This window comes from Anditalea andensis, from assembly GCF_000714815.1.
GTDB classification, from domain to species: domain Bacteria; phylum Bacteroidota; class Bacteroidia; order Cytophagales; family Cyclobacteriaceae; genus Anditalea; species Anditalea andensis.
On the sequence record NZ_JMIH01000028.1, the window covers coordinates 127,654 to 144,220 of the forward strand.

13 protein-coding genes are annotated in these 16,567 nt (G+C 38.6%); 7 read left to right on the forward strand and 6 right to left on the reverse strand.

Annotation, left to right across the window (positions count from 1 at the left end; genetic code table 11):
- Positions 1 to 152: 152 nt before the first annotated feature.
- On the forward strand, positions 153 to 1,418 hold the full coding sequence (hflX, locus tag EL17_RS19810; protein WP_035078395.1) for a GTPase HflX: 1,266 nt from the start codon (positions 153 to 155) through the stop codon (positions 1,416 to 1,418).
- Positions 1,419 to 1,510: 92 nt separating this feature from the next.
- Here hflX and EL17_RS19815 read toward each other — a convergent pair whose 3' ends face one another.
- From EL17_RS19815 to EL17_RS19825, 3 genes are all read right to left on the reverse strand, one after another.
- Positions 1,511 to 2,890, reverse strand: a complete 1,380-nt coding sequence (locus EL17_RS19815; protein WP_035078398.1) for a methyltransferase RsmF C-terminal domain-like protein — start codon at positions 2,888 to 2,890, stop codon at positions 1,511 to 1,513.
- A gap of 24 nt (positions 2,891 to 2,914) precedes the next feature.
- Positions 2,915 to 3,418 (reverse strand): hypothetical protein, encoded by a 504-nt coding sequence (locus EL17_RS19820; RefSeq protein WP_035078400.1) that lies wholly within the window; start codon positions 3,416 to 3,418, stop codon positions 2,915 to 2,917.
- A 145-nt stretch (positions 3,419 to 3,563) separates the two neighbouring features.
- Positions 3,564 to 6,119, reverse strand: coding sequence for a M14 family metallopeptidase (locus EL17_RS19825; RefSeq protein ID WP_035078403.1), 2,556 nt, complete (start codon positions 6,117 to 6,119; stop codon positions 3,564 to 3,566).
- 290 nt (positions 6,120 to 6,409) lie between these two features.
- Here EL17_RS19825 and EL17_RS19830 point away from each other — a divergent pair, with 290 nt between their 5' ends.
- Positions 6,410 to 6,616: a PLDc N-terminal domain-containing protein gene (locus tag EL17_RS19830; protein ID WP_035078406.1), complete on the forward strand. Its 207-nt coding sequence runs from the start codon at positions 6,410 to 6,412 to the stop codon at positions 6,614 to 6,616.
- Position 6,617: 1 nt separating this feature from the next.
- Here EL17_RS19830 and EL17_RS19835 read toward each other — a convergent pair whose 3' ends face one another.
- Entirely contained in the window at positions 6,618 to 7,523 is a 906-nt protein-coding gene (locus tag EL17_RS19835) for a TIGR01777 family oxidoreductase (protein ID WP_035078409.1), read from the reverse strand.
- Between the two features lie 361 nt (positions 7,524 to 7,884).
- Here EL17_RS19835 and EL17_RS19840 point away from each other — a divergent pair, with 361 nt between their 5' ends.
- The 3 genes from EL17_RS19840 (at position 7,885) to EL17_RS19850 (ending at position 12,090) form a co-directional block, all read left to right on the forward strand.
- Positions 7,885 to 8,490 carry a hypothetical protein gene (locus EL17_RS19840; protein WP_035078411.1) on the forward strand — a complete coding sequence of 202 codons (606 nt, stop codon included), beginning with the start codon at positions 7,885 to 7,887 and terminating at the stop codon, positions 8,488 to 8,490.
- A gap of 239 nt (positions 8,491 to 8,729) precedes the next feature.
- Positions 8,730 to 9,410, forward strand: coding sequence for a hypothetical protein (locus EL17_RS19845; RefSeq protein WP_035078413.1), 681 nt, complete (start codon positions 8,730 to 8,732; stop codon positions 9,408 to 9,410).
- 277 nt (positions 9,411 to 9,687) lie between these two features.
- Positions 9,688 to 12,090: a TonB-dependent receptor gene (locus tag EL17_RS19850; RefSeq protein WP_035078416.1), complete on the forward strand. Its 2,403-nt coding sequence runs from the start codon at positions 9,688 to 9,690 to the stop codon at positions 12,088 to 12,090.
- 380 nt (positions 12,091 to 12,470) lie between these two features.
- On the opposite strand, the gene EL17_RS19855 is transcribed toward EL17_RS19850, so the two are convergent.
- Both EL17_RS19855 and EL17_RS19860 read right to left on the reverse strand, forming a co-directional pair.
- Entirely contained in the window at positions 12,471 to 12,872 is a 402-nt protein-coding gene (locus EL17_RS19855) for a hypothetical protein (protein WP_164675181.1), read from the reverse strand.
- Between the two features lie 100 nt (positions 12,873 to 12,972).
- Positions 12,973 to 13,893 carry a hypothetical protein gene (locus EL17_RS19860; protein ID WP_035078419.1) on the reverse strand — a complete coding sequence of 307 codons (921 nt, stop codon included), beginning with the start codon at positions 13,891 to 13,893 and terminating at the stop codon, positions 12,973 to 12,975.
- Positions 13,894 to 14,100: 207 nt separating this feature from the next.
- Between EL17_RS19860 and EL17_RS19865 the strand changes: the two genes are divergently transcribed.
- Positions 14,101 to 14,319 (forward strand): FeoA family protein, encoded by a 219-nt coding sequence (locus tag EL17_RS19865; RefSeq protein WP_035078422.1) that lies wholly within the window; start codon positions 14,101 to 14,103, stop codon positions 14,317 to 14,319.
- A complete protein-coding gene (feoB, locus tag EL17_RS19870) occupies positions 14,320 to 16,440 on the forward strand; it encodes a ferrous iron transport protein B (protein WP_035078424.1) in 2,121 nt (706 codons plus the stop codon).
- The last annotated feature ends 127 nt before the right edge of the window (positions 16,441 to 16,567 follow it).

Sequence of the window (16,567 nt, forward strand, 5' to 3'; positions counted from 1 at the left end):
ATTTTTAAATCAATGGACTACATTAGTTAGTACATATTAACCATAATTATACTCAAAATATTTATCTATATGGAATGCTTATGGTACTTTTATTGTTCAATTAACCCTAATCAACATTCCATTTTATCAATATAAGCCAGTCTTTTAAATAAATGAGCAAATATTCCAGAAAATTACAAAAACTTCATGATACTGCGCCTAAACCGGAAACTGCAGTATTGGTAGCCATCATTCATCAGCATCAGACCGAACAGCAGGCTCAGGAGTATCTGGACGAACTGGCATTTCTTACGGAAACCTTGGGGGCTAAGACTGTATATAGGTTTACCCAAAGGTTGGAAAGACCTGATGTAAAATCTTTTGTAGGTTCAGGTAAACTTGAAGAAATCAAAGCATATGTTAATCATTTTGAAGTAAACATGGTGATCTTTGATGATGATCTCTCAGCTTCACAGATGAGAAATCTCGAAAATGAGCTCCAAGTAAAGGTTTACGATAGGTCTTTGCTCATATTGGATATTTTTCTAAGCAGGGCCCAAACAGCCCAAGCCAAAACGCAGGTGGAACTGGCCAGGTTTCAATACTTGCTGCCACGACTCACGAGAATGTGGACCCACCTCGAGCGACAGCGTGGCGGTACCACTACCAGGGGTGGAGCAGGAGAGAAAGAAATAGAAACGGATAAAAGGGATATTCGGAACCAGATCACCTTATTAAAAGAAAAACTTAGAAAAATAGAAAAACAGGGACAAACCCAAAGGAAAAGCCGTGAAGGAATAGTTAGAGTAGCACTGGTAGGTTATACCAATGTAGGCAAAAGTACTTTGATGCGCCTGATGACCAAAGCTGATGTCCTTGCAGAAAACAAACTGTTCGCGACGGTTGATTCCACGGTGAGAAAAGTTGTACTCGAAAACATACCCTTTCTCTTATCTGATACGGTAGGTTTTATCCGGAAACTGCCTACCCACCTTATAGAGTCCTTTAAATCTACACTGGATGAAATCCGAGAGGCCGACATCCTGGTTCATATAGTGGACATCTCACATCCTAATTTTGAAGATCATATTACTGTAGTGAACCAGACGCTTACCGAAATAGGTGCTTCTGATAAACCCACTATATTGGTGTTTAACAAGATCGACCTGGTGCCGGGCATGCCTAGTGAAGATGAACTGCAGCTGATGACAGAGATAGAAATAGGGGAAGCTAACTTTCTGGATTTTGAAAAATTAAAAGAGAGCTATACTAAAAAAGTAGGGATCCCTCCTGTATTCATGGCTGCGGAGGACGGCACCCATATAGATGAACTGAGGTATAGCCTAATAGATGAAGTCAAGAAAAGACATCTTCAAATATACCCTAATTACCTCGAGGATGAAACAATCGACCTATCTCAGTTTAGAGATCTAGAGTAAGTATAATGCTCACCATTGGCTTATCCTAAAAGCAATTATAGGAAGTTACTTTAAAAAAAATGAAATAGCGAGCCGCTTTTAGCGGTTCACTTTTATATCTTCATTCTTATGCGCCACTCTTTGGGATAGTAATTATTAATCCGGTTTCCTATATTTTTAATCCATCCTAGGGGTATCCCTTTATAAGTTACTATACCCCAGCCTTCCAGCTCTAATTCTATATGAAGCTCATCCTTTCGGAGATAAGATAGTGCATTTTCCTTACTCAGGGATATAAAAGTGTAATTGTCTTTGGGCAATATACTCAGTGCATAGGCATGTGTAGGTATCAACTGTGATTTATTCAGCTTTCCTAATTCTACACCAAAATATCTGATATTTAAATAAGGTACCACCCATTCAAAAAACTGTTGGGATTTTATATTTAAAACAAAATAACTGTCCTGCAGCGCATAAAAAACCCATCCATCATGTAAGTCAGAAGCACTTTTTATTATAAAATCATCACTCACTCTTTGGATATAGGGATGTCTGAAATCTTTTGCTTTCCTGGGAGTCTGAATATATGCGTTATCTGGCCTCTTCAAAACAGTAATAAAAAATCCCTCTCCCTCCACTCTATGAGGATAAAATCGGTAAGAATAAAATTCTATACCGTCTATCTCCTCCATATGCTCCACTATACCCCATTCATCATGTATAGGTATCCTGACAGGTTCATAGGAAAATTCTTCAAGAAGAAATTTAAGATTATCTTCATTTTCATGCCTATTGAATGTACAGGTACTGTATAGCAAATAACCTCCAGCTTTTACCAGTGCACCAGAGGAATTTAATATCCTTTCCTGACGGGCAGCACAAATCTGTACATGATCCATAGACCATTCTTCTCTGGCCGAAGGATCTTTTCGAAACATCCCTTCTCCGGAGCATGGAGCATCTATCAGTACCAGATCAAAAGCACCCTCCAGGTTTTCAAAATTTGCCGGGTCGTTATTGGTTACTATGACATTGCCCAGACCCCATTTGATTATGTTTTCTTTCAATATTGACGACCTGGCTTTTATCACTTCATTTGAAATGAGCATGCCCTCTGATCCAAGATAGCTGCTGAGTATAGTCGATTTTCCCCCGGGCGCCGCACATAGATCCAAATAAAGGCCTTTGGGAGCCTGAAGGATGTTCAGCACATATTCTATAAATACAGATGAAGACTCCTGTACATAATATGCCCCACCATGAAAAATCGGATCTAATGTAAAAGAAGGCCTATTCAAAAGGTAATACCCATCTCTACTCCATGGGATTTCATTTCCCCCAAATGGATTTTCATTTATTTTGAACTTGTTTATTCTGATGGATGTAGCTGGGTTTTCATCTAACGCAGCTATTAATTTTTCACTTTCCTCAATACCCAGTAAGTCCTGAACGTTAAGTGCAAAATTTTGGGGAATATCAGGGGTTGGAGACATGTGGTAATAGTATAAGGGCGGACATTATGCCGACTTTAATTTAAGCTCTCCTCTTCTCTTTATGATTTTTAATCTAAAATGGTCATTGATAAAGCTCTTGCATCGGTTTTCAGCAAAATCGGCTCTGCTGGGGGTATCATAAAGTACTGTGATTCTCAACATAGTCTTCACATAAGGTTCATGCTGTCCGAGTTCGCGTGTCCAATTTTCTAAACATACCGTCCAGTCCTCTTTGTATTTATCAAAATGCGATCTTCCATCAAAAAGGAATTCCAATTGGTTAGACCCATATTTAAATCTGTAAATACCACAAAGTTGCTGATAAATAACCTTTACCCACTCCCGTGGAAACTCCACTGTATCAATGATCTGGCAGTATGTATTGTCCCTAAGCCCTAAAGGATTGAATAAAACCGTATAGGCATGCTTCAACTCTAGTACCATCATTTCTATCAGGCTTTCTTCAAGATCTGACTGTGCCTGTCTCAAGATATAATTCTTATCCAGCGGAAAAATTTTTTCAATCATATAGGAATAAATACATTGCAAATTAAATTTTTTTAATATAAATGAAAAATTTAATCCAAAAAAATATCCTTAAAACAACTAATACTAGGGTAAAGCTACATTAGCTACACCTACTCATATAAAAGAAGTAGGTGTATTTTCTAATTTATCTGGCAGAAAGAGGGCTGATGGTTTGTCCAAAAAAGATACTGTTCATAAACAGTTTATTGGTACCAAACCAGAAGGCCCGAAAATTTGGATTATCCACGAACCCGATAACTTTGCCTCTCCCCACCGTAGATACGCGGATACCTCCAGAATTTTTCATCCTTTCTAGATTACCTGGGTATACATAACCAGCAGCTAAAGGGCTATCAGTATATACCATAGGATTGGCATAGGCATTTTCTGATAATTCCATTATCTGATTTCCACTTCTAAAGGTAAACATTTCTTCATTGGTATAACCATATCCAATAGGGTGAGTAAGGTCTAGCTTCACATTAAATATAGCTCCACCAGTAACCTGTGCCCCTAGATCCTTCTGCATTAGGGAATAGCTTTTCTGGCCCACCACTTTTTCATCTGTATGCTGGTTAAAACTGAATTTACCTATTTCGTTTTGACTTAACCAGTTCATAGCAGCTCCTCTAGCTATTACTGTCCCACCGTTATTTGTCCAAGTTTTAAGTTTTTCAGCCCCAATTTTACCCATATCGGTATAATTGCCTGTAGGCATGATAATGACATTATACCGGTTAAGGTCTGCCCTGGCCACCATATCCAAGGGTAGTAAGGTGACCGGTATATCAAACCTTTGGTCTAAAAGGTGCCAAACTTCTCCGGCTTCATTACTGGCCACTCCGCCGTCTACCAGCAAAGCTATCTCGGGCTTATCTAGAACATCTATGCTGGGAGAACCAAGGTTAACCCCGCCAGTATACCCTGAATCTATTGCATATATTTTTACTCCGGTCCCTTTTACTGCCTCCTGAAGATCGGCATAAAGGTCTCCATTGTCACTAGCACCATGTTTTTTACTCACCAGAATACTTCCCCGCCTAAAAGTCTCTCCATCCCCTACATTAAAATCCTCATGGGTTACACGGACCATATAACCCTTATCCAATAGCTTATAGGCAACTTTTGGTGCGTAGTATTCGTGCCATTCAAACGCATAGGCATAGGCATTTTCCTCACCTATCACTTCACCAGAAGGAAAGGCTATGCTCTTATCCATTTCCTCCACTTCTGCAAGATTCATGATCCTACTATTTAATGCCATGTAATCCAGATTAAATGCCATAGGAAGTGTCCAGGCAGACACATCATAGAAAAGGCTGTCCTGAAATTCTGTACGGACTTCAAACATTCCCTTTATGAGTCTGTACTGAGGCTGATTTAATGGGACAATAAATGCTTTATCTGCCTGAAATTCTACATTATTAATAGTGATATCCTGCTGTAACCTATATACGTCAATGTCATGCTGAACAATCATCTCTGCCAGATGGTAAGTTTTGACTTTATCATCTCTTCCACCAAAAATGTATGCCTTGTTTACATCACTGGTATATTCAGATTCAGCCTCAGCATAAAAATCCTTCATATAGGCATTCATTTCCTGCCTCATAGATACAGCTGCTTCAAATGAAGAAAGTGAGGCAGTCAACTGGTTCCTGATCGTGAAAGGAAACGTCACAGGGCCATAAGGGCTTTCCTGAAGGTGTCCTCGAGAGGATGCCTGCTCAAAAAGAATCCCAACTGCTCCCTGAACATCGGGATAGGTGGAGCCCTTACCGTAATAAAAATCATCAAAACTTTCTTGTGTAAAATAGAGAGAGCCTATTTTATCCAACTGCCTGGCATGAAACTGAGCAATTTTTTCTGTAAGTTCAAAATTCTTTTGAGGAGTAAGGGGATGGTTCCTACTGGGTATTCCTGGCTGGAAAAAGAAAGTGCTTCCCGTACCCATTTCATGGTAATCCAATACTAAATTTGGCTTCCATTCCTGGATTTTTGCAATTCTCCCCCTTGATTCAGGATGCTGCACGGGTAGCCAGTCCCGGTTCAGGTCAAACCAGTAATGATTGGTCCTGCCTCTGGGCCAAGCCTCGTTCAGTTCTCTGCCATAAGGATCTCCTGTCATATTATAACTTTTATGGCTATTTACCCAAGATGCAAATCTATTGATACCATCTGGATTTAAAGCGGGATCTAAAAGAATGATTACGTTCTCTAAATCATTAGCAATCTCATTGGCAGCAGCAAAATGATAGGCGGCTAATAAGGATGCATTCACACCACTGGGCTCATTTCCATGTACCGAATACCCCATATACATGACTGCAGGCATATTATCAGTATTCACATTTCTAGCTTGCCTCGCATCTCTTAACCTGGTACGCTGGGATTTAATCTCCGGAATTTTAGCAAAATTGGTTGGGGCAGTTATGGTAAGCAATAATAAAGGCCTTCTCTCATAACTTCTGGCATATTCTTCTATCGTGACCCTATCCGAAGCTGCCGCCAGCTCTTTCATATACATCACGACCTGATCATGACTGACATGCCATTCTCCTACCTGATACCCTAGGACATCTTCAGGTGTAGGAATAGCGGGATTATAGGTATATTCATTAGACAAATAATAATCCAGACTGATTTGAGCTTTCGCAGAAAAGGATATCAGGATCAGTAGCAGTATATAAACTTTCTTCATTAGAATAATTTTATGGTATTATAATACTTAGAACGTACATTTAATATGATGTCGTTTTCATTTATTTCAGTTGAAGGTTAAAATTTAATGAAATTTATAACCCAAATACATTATATTAGGTTTAAAGGTAAATATAATTGATCAGTAGCTATAATACAGCTGTATTCTCTTAGGCTGACAGACTATAGAAAAAAAAATTATTATAGATTCATCAGACTATTTTACCTAGCTGCAGTTCCGTTTATCTTAAAGAATAAATGGTACTATACACCTTTAAACACATAATCATTATGTTTAGAATAGGAGAAAATGGGTTCCCCGTACTTATGGCTTTATTAGGGGTAGCCTATATTGTATTTTGGATTTACACCTTGATAGATGTTATCAAGCGGGATTTTGAAGGGCTTACGATGAAGATTGTTTGGATATTAATCATACTTTTTGCCCAGGTATTAGGCCCGGTCCTTTATTGGGTAATTGTTGACACCAAAACTTAAATTATTCTTTGTATTGGTAAAATAATTGTCCCAAGGCATCATCTACGGTAGCATACCGAAATTTGAAGCCAGCAGATTGAATTTTTGAGGTAGATAGTTTATTTCCTCCAATGACCATATCGGCCATCTCACCTAAAAATAATTTAAGACCAAAAGCAGGAACACCTATATTTATAAATGGTTTTCCCTTTAGCTTAGCTGCCTTTTCAGTCAGTTCTCTATTTTTGACAGGTTTAGGTGCCGCGGCATTATACGGGCCATGAACCTGATCGTTTATCAAAGCATACCGGAACATTCTTGCCAGATCACTTATATGGATCCAACTCATATATTGCTCACCAGTACCCAGTGGAGCAGCCACAGGAGGTTTTAGCAATTCCGGCAAGGCCCCACCTTCTAAAGAGAGAACGATACCTATTCTTAACATTACGGTACGGATGTGTAAAGATTCAATTTTTTTTACTTCTTCTTCCCATTTCTTTACGACTTCTGAAAGAAAGGCTTCTCCTGGTTTATCTTCTTCCGTCAATAATGTTTCTCCGGTATCCATCCCGTAGTAATTAACTGCACTGGCAGATATGATGACTTTAGGTTTGTCTTCTTCTACTCTTATGGCATCAAATAAAAGTTGGGTCGAGGCTATTCTACTGTTTAAAATAATCTTTTTACGTTCCTCAGTCCATCTCTTTTCTGCGACACTGGCCCCGGCCAGGTGGATGATACCATCTGCCCATTTTATAGCTTCGGGATCGATTACCTTTTGCGATATGTCCCAGATAAATGTTTTTTGGCCTTCATCATCCGATGATCGGCTTAGCCAGGCGACTTCATAATCATTTCTTAGCAGTTGTTTGGTGATCTTTCTGCCTATCATGCCTGACCCTCCCGTGATTAATATCTTTTTCATAAATAGAAAAGTCTATGTTTAAAATGTCATTTTAAGCGTATGACCTAAATTGAGTTCTCCAATTATAATACATAGTTACTATCAAATGTTAAGGATAAATAGAATATAAATTCAATTTGTAATAAAGCTACTATAAAAGGCTTAGTGTGACACGTGCTTACATTTGCAGCTAATCCGTATGTGAAAAGGCGATTTACTAGTTACTCGATTACAAATCCAGATTGTTTTTATTAATTATCGATATTGGCAAAACTTTTGAACATAACCTTCTATTGATAGTTCAAATACTCATACTATCAGATCATTTAATATACTAACTTTTATATGTGTATATGTTTATTAAACCAAAAAAATAAATTTTATGAAAATTAAACAGCACTTATTTACCTTAGGTTTAGCCACCTCCCTTTTAGTATTAGGCGCCTGCGAACAAAATGATAGATCAGAACAAGCAGAAAGCTTCAGAGAAGATTACCGCGATTGGGAAGAAGATTATCAAGAAAAGAATCAGGAATTAGAAGAAAATAGAAGACCCGTACTAAGGTGGCACGAAACATTTAAAGGGGAAGCTATACCGGAGCCGCGTACAGTGGGAGGGGTAACAGAAATACCTGCTATTACGGATACTGTGGCGATGAGGCAATTAATACCTAGAATAGCGGAGTTAAACGAGAAACATGATGCCATCCTTTCTTCACACCGATCGCTGAGAGAAAAACACACCAGTTTTATTAACCAAGGAAATCTAGCTTCTATCAGTGATGATGAGTGGGAGAATCAGAAATCCCTCATAGATAGTGATAAAGAAAGAATGGAAAACGATCAAGCAGAACTTCAAGACCAATGGGAAACTATACGTGGCTTAGTTGAAGATGCTTCAGCTCCATCAGAAAGGACGGGCGCACGGACTACCCCTGCTCCGACCGTAGATCCAAGGACTACCGCTGAACCAAGAACAGGAAATTAAATGTAATATAAAGCCCCTAAAAAAAATTATATTTAATAGTCTTAAGTTACTTTAAAATGAATAAAAGAGTTTTAATTGAAAAATTTTAAAGGAATTTAGCACATTGGCAAAGCTTTTGATTACATCACAATAGAATAAAACATTAAATAAATTACCTTTTTAAAACAACATGTATAATACCTATTTTAAAAGATACATGTTATCATTAAATTAAATAGTTCACTTAAATTACTAACACTATGTACACCAAAAGAAAATTATTCACATTGGGGATTGCAGCTTCCCTTTTTACATTAGTTGCCTGCGAACAGGACAATAGACAGGATCAAGTCGAAAGTTTCAGAGATGATTATTCAGACTGGGAACAAGACTATCAGGAAAATAACAGAGAAATCGAAGAAAAAAGGAGAGAGCTTGATCAGAAATTAGGTGCTGCGGGTACTACTGGAACCCAGCAAGGCGCCACTGCCAATGACCAAGGTACTGCTGGGGCTCAAACCCGAACAGGTACCGGTGCTGCTGGAACTGCTGGTGCTGGAACTAGAGCTGCTGATGGTGATGACCAAGTAGTAACTGATCCGGGTACCAGACAAGGTATCATGGCCAGAAGAGACGAAATGAGAGATAAGCATGAGGCTATGAGAAGTGAGCATCAGTCTTTAATGGAAAAACATAGATCTTTCATGAACAGAAATGATCTTACTACCATGAATGATGATGAGTGGGATAATCAAAAAGATCTTATCAGAAGCGATCAGGACAGAATGGAAAGTGACCAGGACAGAATGAAAAGCGAACTGGATGAGCTTATGAATGAAGCTGATAATGTAACAGGTGATGCTGATGACAGAGATACTAGAGGTACAAGAGATACCAGAACCAATACTCAGGGTCAGACACCACAACAACAAAGAAATTAATACCGATAGGTATTATGATTTTGAAAGAGCTGGAAGCAATCCAGCTCTTTTTTTATTATGTAGTATAATATTCATAGTAAGAATATAATATCCTTGTTCTGGGAAACACAAAATTATTTTTTCTTACCTAAGTTTCCATTTATCTTATATATTACTGCCCATACATAACCCAGAGGCTAACATTTTTATCATTTTTTTCACAGATACTATACAATGTGAAGAAATAAGGTGAATTTTGGTTAAATAAAAAACGACCATATTTGACCTATAGACTTATATGAAATATATTTTTACTTTAATTTTATTTCTTCTTTATGTATCAGCCTTTTCTCAGGGTGGAAATATTAAGGGGAGGGTATTTAATCCTTCTAATAACCAAGGGGTTCCTTTTGCCAATGTGATAATAATGGGGACTGATAAAGGTGCAGTTTCAGACGAAAATGGGCGCTACGAAATAGCTGATATAGTGCCAGGATTATACAATATCCGGGCTTCTTATATTGGGTACAAGACTAAAACCATATTTGAAATCCAGGTATCAAGCGCAAGGGCTGTCCAATTGGATATCGAGCTGATAGAAGACGCCTCAGATCTGGAAGAAGTGGTTGTAAATTCGGAATTTACCAGATCTGAAGACACTCCTATTTCAGCCAGACGTTTAAATACCAATGAAATAGAAAGGTATCCCGGAGGGAACAGAGATATCAGCCGTGTAATCCAATCCCTCCCAGGAGTGGCAAGCACTGCTAGTTTTAGAAATGACATTATCATTAGAGGAGGTGCACCCAATGAAAACAAATTCTTTGTAGACGAAATAGAAGTGCCTGTTATCAATCATTTTGCTACGCAGGGTTCTTCAGGTGGACCTGTGGGTATTTTAAATGTAAATCTTATACAAAACGTAGATGTAATCAGTGCCGGTTTTCCTGCCAATAGAATGAATGCACTCAGCTCATTTTTCGAATTTCAATTAAAAGAAGGTCGGAGGGATAAAATCTCCACACAGATCACGGTAGGCGCCAGCGAGCTTACATTATCTAACGATGGCCCTTTAAGCGAAAAAACAACCTATAATATATCTATAAGAAGATCCTATCTACAGGGATTATTTCGGCTTTTGGGGCTGCCTTTTTTACCGACTTTCAATGATTTTCTTATAAAAACAAAAACCAAATTTTCAGAAAAAACAGAGCTTACCTTCATAAGTTTAGGCGCGATAGATAACTTTTCCCTTAATTTTGATGAACCCAATGGAGAATCAGAAGAAGAAAAAGAGACCCGCCTCTATCAGTTGGACAACCTTCCCATATCATCCCAATGGAATTATGTCACGGGTTTGAGATTAAAACAATATAGAGACAATGGTTTTTGGACTTTTGTGCTCAGCAGAAACATGCTCAATAATGAAGCCTATAAATACTTTAATAATGATGAAAGTAATCCTTCAAATTTATTGACCAACTATATTTCACAGGAAAGCGAGAACAAATTTAGAGTTGAAAACAGCATATTTGGTAAAGGAAGTGGGTTAAAATATGGATTAAATTATGAATATAGCAGATATTATATCAATAATTTTGACCGTGCCGCTCTTGCGGGTACGGGTCAGGTCATTGATTTCAATGCCACTTCTCATTTTCATAGCTATGGAGCCTTTGTTCAGGCAAACAAAAACTTTTTTAATGAAAACCTATTGATCACTGGAGGAATAAGGATAGATGGAAGTGATTTTGGGGAAACTGCTAGAAACCCGATTAACCAATTTAGTCCCCGAGCATCCATTTCCTACCGGTTAAGGCCTGATTTGTTTTGGACAGCAAATGGGGGTGTTTATTATCAAAAACCTCCATATACGGTTCTGGGGTATAGAGACACCGAGGGCATTCTTACAAATCAGGTAAATAATGTAAAATATATCCGGGCCACCCATGCCATCACCGGTTTAGAATGGCAGATTCCAGATAAAAACAGAAGATTTACTGCTGAAGCATTTTATAAATATTACCAAAACTATCCTTCTTCCATACTTAATGGAATTGCACTTGCCAACTTGGGAGCTGACTTTGGGGTCATTGGCAATGAAGCGGTAAGTTCTAATGCCGAAGGTAGAGCGTATGGACTAGAACTTCTAGCCCAGCAACGGTTATACCAGGGCTTTTATGGAATAGCGGCCATTACTTTGGTGAAAAGTGAATTTACTAACCCAAATACTCAGGGATTCGTGCCATCCTCTTGGGACAATAGGTTTATTGTAAGCCTTACTGCAGGACAAAGGCTTAAAAAAGATTGGGAACTGGGAGCCAGATGGAGGTTTTTAGGCGGAACACCTTTTACACCCTTTGATATCGAGACCTCCAGCCTAAGGAGCAGTTGGGATTTGAGAAACAGGGGGGTATTAAATTTTAATCAAATTAATGCGCAAAGGTTGACCAGTTTCCACCAACTGGACATCAGAATAGATAAAAAGTATTTTTACAACAAATGGAATTTGAACTGGTATATTGATATTCAAAATGCTTATAATTTTAGGGCTGAACAGCCTGACATTTTGGTCCCTGCAAGAGATGAAACGGGAGCCTTGGTAATCAGTCCCGCAGATCAAAACAGGTATGTATTGAGAAATATAGCCAATCCTGCCGGTACTGTGTTGCCTACCATCGGTATTATAGCAGAGTTTTAATATATCACTTCGCCCATGGTCGACTGGTTTAAAATAATGCTGAATCTTCTATATGAAGATAGTTTTTCTCAGGAACCCTACATATAAACAATTTGTACTGAAATAAATCAGTAGCCCTATAATATCCACTACAATGGTAAATGGCCGATGGAACAGCTACAGCCGATCCACACTTAAACTATTTAAAAATCAATAGCGAGGAGGCTCCTATACAGATGGCTGTCACCCCCTGCATAAGCAGCTGATAGGTAAAACTCAGTAAATCCCTATATAAGCACCAAAACAAATGATGAAATAAATATTTAAAGGAATATTACCTTACATTATATTAAAAACTGTACCTATCTATTCTAAAAGAACAAAGACAAATATGAGCAGTGCTATGGTATCTTAATTCCAATGCCAAAAGTCCACAGCCACCTATCAGGAGAACTAAAATGATAAACTGGAGCAATTAACACAATATTTTTAAAGTCTAATCGAGGACTAAGACCCAGTTTGGGTTCAAATATATTTTTTCCTAAATCTCCCTTCAAAGATGGCAGCGAGCTGAAAAATAGTGATGGAAATGCGCCAACTCCAATAGCCAGATCTTTATTGATCCTATAATCCAAATGTGGTCCACCGATATTTATCGCCACTGTCTGAGAGGTAAATGAAATTGCCGCCATACCCTTAAAACCTGCTTCAAAGCTTCCATCAGGGGTGGTTTGAGCCTTTAAATGGGAGGAGATTTGGAACAGCCATACCACGAAGATTCCTGTTCCTATTTTCCTCATCATACTATACATAGTGTTTTTTTTTGGAGATAATGTTGAATTTACCTATTGAGATTGAAAAACACAATAAAAATCCCTGTTCCAGTAAAATGGCAATCGCCTATCAAAACTCATGAAGATAACTCATAAACAACATGATGTCCTGCTTCATGATAAAAACCTGGGAAGATAACTGTTCGAGCAGACCCGATCTTGTTTCCAGCATATTGGCAGTATATTCCCCTTTTTCCCCTAAAAAAATTTCAAAATCTTCATCTGCATACCTACCATAAGCCTCCCATCTTGCCAGAAGCTTTTCTCTCAATGATCTTTCCATACCAGGAGTAGGGGCATTGAGGTAAAACCAAACTGCGGGAGAAAAAATACCTTTTGAGTTATCTTCCTCTATTACCATTTGAATGATATTAATAGGATGGTCCACTTTTATTTTTCTTCTAAGAGAAAGTACTTTCAGACCCATATATACCTCAGCCAATCCTGCCGTCAGACCTATAGTTTGAAGAATAGGATCTGTGCCTTCCATTCCTGAAAGTACTGCTATACCTATTCCAGTAGATACCACTGCTCCGGTAATTATAGCCGCCACTGTCAGTCTTCTTTCTTGGTTACGGATCTGTCGGTCCAGATAATCTGCCAGCTGTACCGACTTTTCTTCCTCACAATCCAAGCCACTGGCGATCGCAGAAACTTCAAGAGAAGTCAAGTCTACTGCTTTCAATAGCTTTCTACGAAGAGTATCCTGCCTGTCTCGGTCCTCTCCTTCACGGTTTAATCTGATAAGCTCCTGCAGGTCATCCTGCAGCTCAAATGCATGAGCCAGAAAATGGATCCTTTCATCTACCTCATCTTTCCAATCATCTCGTTCTTCAGGGTCGTAGCTAATTTTTCTGCTTTCAAAGTGATTATCTATTAATGCCGCAAAGCATTCTGCCTGAAAAGGAATCTGAGGCTCAATAATACGCGTAGTGCCAATACAACTCGTAAATAAAAATAAAATGAGCAAGTAATATAGATTTCTATTCATCTTAGATTAAAGGGTGCAACTATATATAACCGTTTATTTTTCCAATGGTTTAATTATAGATGATAAGTTATTGCTATAAAATTAATTTGGTCTATCTTAAATACATAAATCCAATTAAATGACAATATTAAATTAATTTAAAGTGATCAATTTGGACTTAATCTAAATAGTGGTAACTTTCCAGCCCCAAACCAAACTATTATTGCCATGACGCTAGACTTACTTCAAGTAGGGCAAAAAGCCCAATTGAAAAGCTTCATTGACTCACCACTTACCCTTAATTTCCTAGAAATGGGGCTTACTCCCGGTAAAAATATAGAGGTTATCCAAAAAGCTCCTTTTAACGGACCGATAGCCTTATTAATGGATAATCAAACCATTGCCATCCGCGTTCATGAAGCTAAATTCTTACAAGTAAGCCTATAAATGGAATCAGTTATTTCAAAAAAAATCACGACCATCGCTATAATCGGTAACCCAAATGTAGGTAAATCCAGCATTTTCAATCAGCTTACCGGATTAAAGCAAAAAGTCGGCAACTATCCCGGCATTACAGTTGATAAAACAGTAGGCACTTTAAAGAACAAAGGAAGGCAGTACGATATTATAGATCTTCCGGGAACTTATAGCCTTTATCCCAAATCTGAGGATGAACTTATAGCCCACCGCATACTCAGTGGCAAAGCATCCGAAAAGCCTGATTACATCCTGATGGTTTTGGATGCATGTAATCTTGAAAGAAGTTTATTATTGGCCGGGCAAGTAATGGACTTGGGAATACCGGTTTCCCTGGTATTGAACATGAAGGATCTGGCAGAGAAAAAGGGAATTAAAATAAATACCTTCCAGCTATATAAAGAAACAGGAGTTCCCATCATATTAACAGATGCCAGACAAAATGAAGGAATGGATGGCATAAAGGCAATGATTTTTGAAGAAAAATTTGGAGTCGCCCACTCTTTTTTAAACTTAAAAAATATTCTTCCTGAATCACTTTCAGAGAAAATTAAACAACGTTATCACCTGCATACCGACTTTCAGGCCTATCAATACTTAGTCTTTGCCTCCTATGATCTGAAAGTAACTCCTACCGAGAAAAAATGGCTATTGGATATGGCCACAGAATACCAATGTGATATACCGGCTTTACAGATAGCCGAAACTACTGCCCGCTATAAAGAAATCAATATCCTCTTAGACAAAATAGTCACCAAAACTTCCACCACAAAAAGAGATCTCACCCAGCAGATTGATAACCTCATGATGCACCCTATCTTGGGCTATTTCTTTTTTCTAGGTTTGATGCTACTTATTTTCCAAGCCATTTTTGCCTGGGCAGAATGGCCGATGGATTTAATCGATACCGGGTTTGCTGCCATTAGTGGCTGGATCACTGAAACACTTCCTGCTGGAGTTTTCAATGACCTATTAGCAGAAGGAATAGTGCCGGGTATAGGAGGGGTAGTGATTTTCATTCCGCAGATAGCGCTATTGTTTGGCTTTTTATCTTTTCTGGAGGATACAGGTTATATGTCCCGGGTGGTATACCTGATGGACCGTGTGATGAGACCATTTGGACTACACGGCAAAAGTGTGGTACCGCTCATTTCCGGTATGGCCTGCGCCATACCGGGTATCATGGCCAGCCGGAGCATAAGTAATGGTAAGGAAAGACTGATCACCATCTTGGTCACTCCTTGGATGAGTTGTTCAGCCAGACTACCTGTCTATATTATTTTAATAGGATTGACGGTGCCTGATGACATCTTTTTAGGCATAAACCTGCAGGCCATAGCCTTATTGAGTATGTATCTGCTCAGTACTGCAGCAACTTTATTGGCGGCATTGGTCTTAAAGGGTTTTATTAAATCCAGGGAACAAAGTTATTTACTTACCGATTTACCGGTATATCGAATACCCAGGTGGAAAGCAGTATTATTGACCATGTATCACAAGTCCAAGGTATTTGTACTGGAAGCAGGTAAGGTGATTCTGTCCATATCAATCGTACTATGGGTACTGGCCTCTTATGGACCATCGGCCAATATGGATGCTATAGCCCAGGAAAGAAGTCTGGCCATGACAGCTGCTAGTGATACTGAAATAGAAGAACTTGAAGATTATTATTCTTCCAAAAAATTAGAAAACTCATATATAGGTATAGTGGGCAAAACCATTGAACCCATTATCCGTCCTTTGGGTTATGACTGGAAAATAGGTATAGCGCTGATCACTTCCTTTGCAGCGAGAGAAGTATTTGTAGGAACTATAGCTACTATATACAGTATAGGAGGTGATCCTGACAATGAAATGACCATAAGGGAAAAACTGGATCAGGAAGTGGATCCCGTCACCGGTGAAAAAGTATTTAATACAGCTACTGCTTTTTCTCTGATGGTCTTTTATGCTTTTGCCATGCAGTGTATGAGCACGCTAGCCATCGTCTACAGGGAAACCAAAAGCTGGAAGTGGCCCATCCTGCAGACAGTTTTTATGACAGCATTTGCTTATTTAGCAGCATTTATCACTTATCAAATTATCTCTTAAATGATACAAGAAATATTAGTTTGGAGTATTTTTGCAGTAACAATCGGGTTTTGGGTGTGGAAATTACTTCCCCGGAAACAAATGCCCCATAAAACCGGAACGGGCTGCGAATCATGTCACAAAGGAT

Coding starts and splice junctions, on each gene's coding strand:
- hflX (WP_035078395.1), top strand. CDS start 153: ATGAGCAAATATTCCAGAAAATTACAAAAACTTCATGATACTGCGCCT.
- EL17_RS19815 (WP_035078398.1), bottom strand. CDS start 2,890: ATGTCTCCAACCCCTGATATTCCCCAAAATTTTGCACTTAACGTTCAG.
- EL17_RS19820 (WP_035078400.1), bottom strand. CDS start 3,418: ATGATTGAAAAAATTTTTCCGCTGGATAAGAATTATATCTTGAGACAG.
- EL17_RS19825 (WP_035078403.1), bottom strand. CDS start 6,119: ATGAAGAAAGTTTATATACTGCTACTGATCCTGATATCCTTTTCTGCG.
- EL17_RS19830 (WP_035078406.1), top strand. CDS start 6,410: ATGTTTAGAATAGGAGAAAATGGGTTCCCCGTACTTATGGCTTTATTA.
- EL17_RS19835 (WP_035078409.1), bottom strand. CDS start 7,523: ATGAAAAAGATATTAATCACGGGAGGGTCAGGCATGATAGGCAGAAAG.
- EL17_RS19840 (WP_035078411.1), top strand. CDS start 7,885: ATGAAAATTAAACAGCACTTATTTACCTTAGGTTTAGCCACCTCCCTT.
- EL17_RS19845 (WP_035078413.1), top strand. CDS start 8,730: ATGTACACCAAAAGAAAATTATTCACATTGGGGATTGCAGCTTCCCTT.
- EL17_RS19850 (WP_035078416.1), top strand. CDS start 9,688: ATGAAATATATTTTTACTTTAATTTTATTTCTTCTTTATGTATCAGCC.
- EL17_RS19855 (WP_164675181.1), bottom strand. CDS start 12,872: ATGATGAGGAAAATAGGAACAGGAATCTTCGTGGTATGGCTGTTCCAA.
- EL17_RS19860 (WP_035078419.1), bottom strand. CDS start 13,893: ATGAATAGAAATCTATATTACTTGCTCATTTTATTTTTATTTACGAGT.
- EL17_RS19865 (WP_035078422.1), top strand. CDS start 14,101: ATGACGCTAGACTTACTTCAAGTAGGGCAAAAAGCCCAATTGAAAAGC.
- feoB (WP_035078424.1), top strand. CDS start 14,320: ATGGAATCAGTTATTTCAAAAAAAATCACGACCATCGCTATAATCGGT.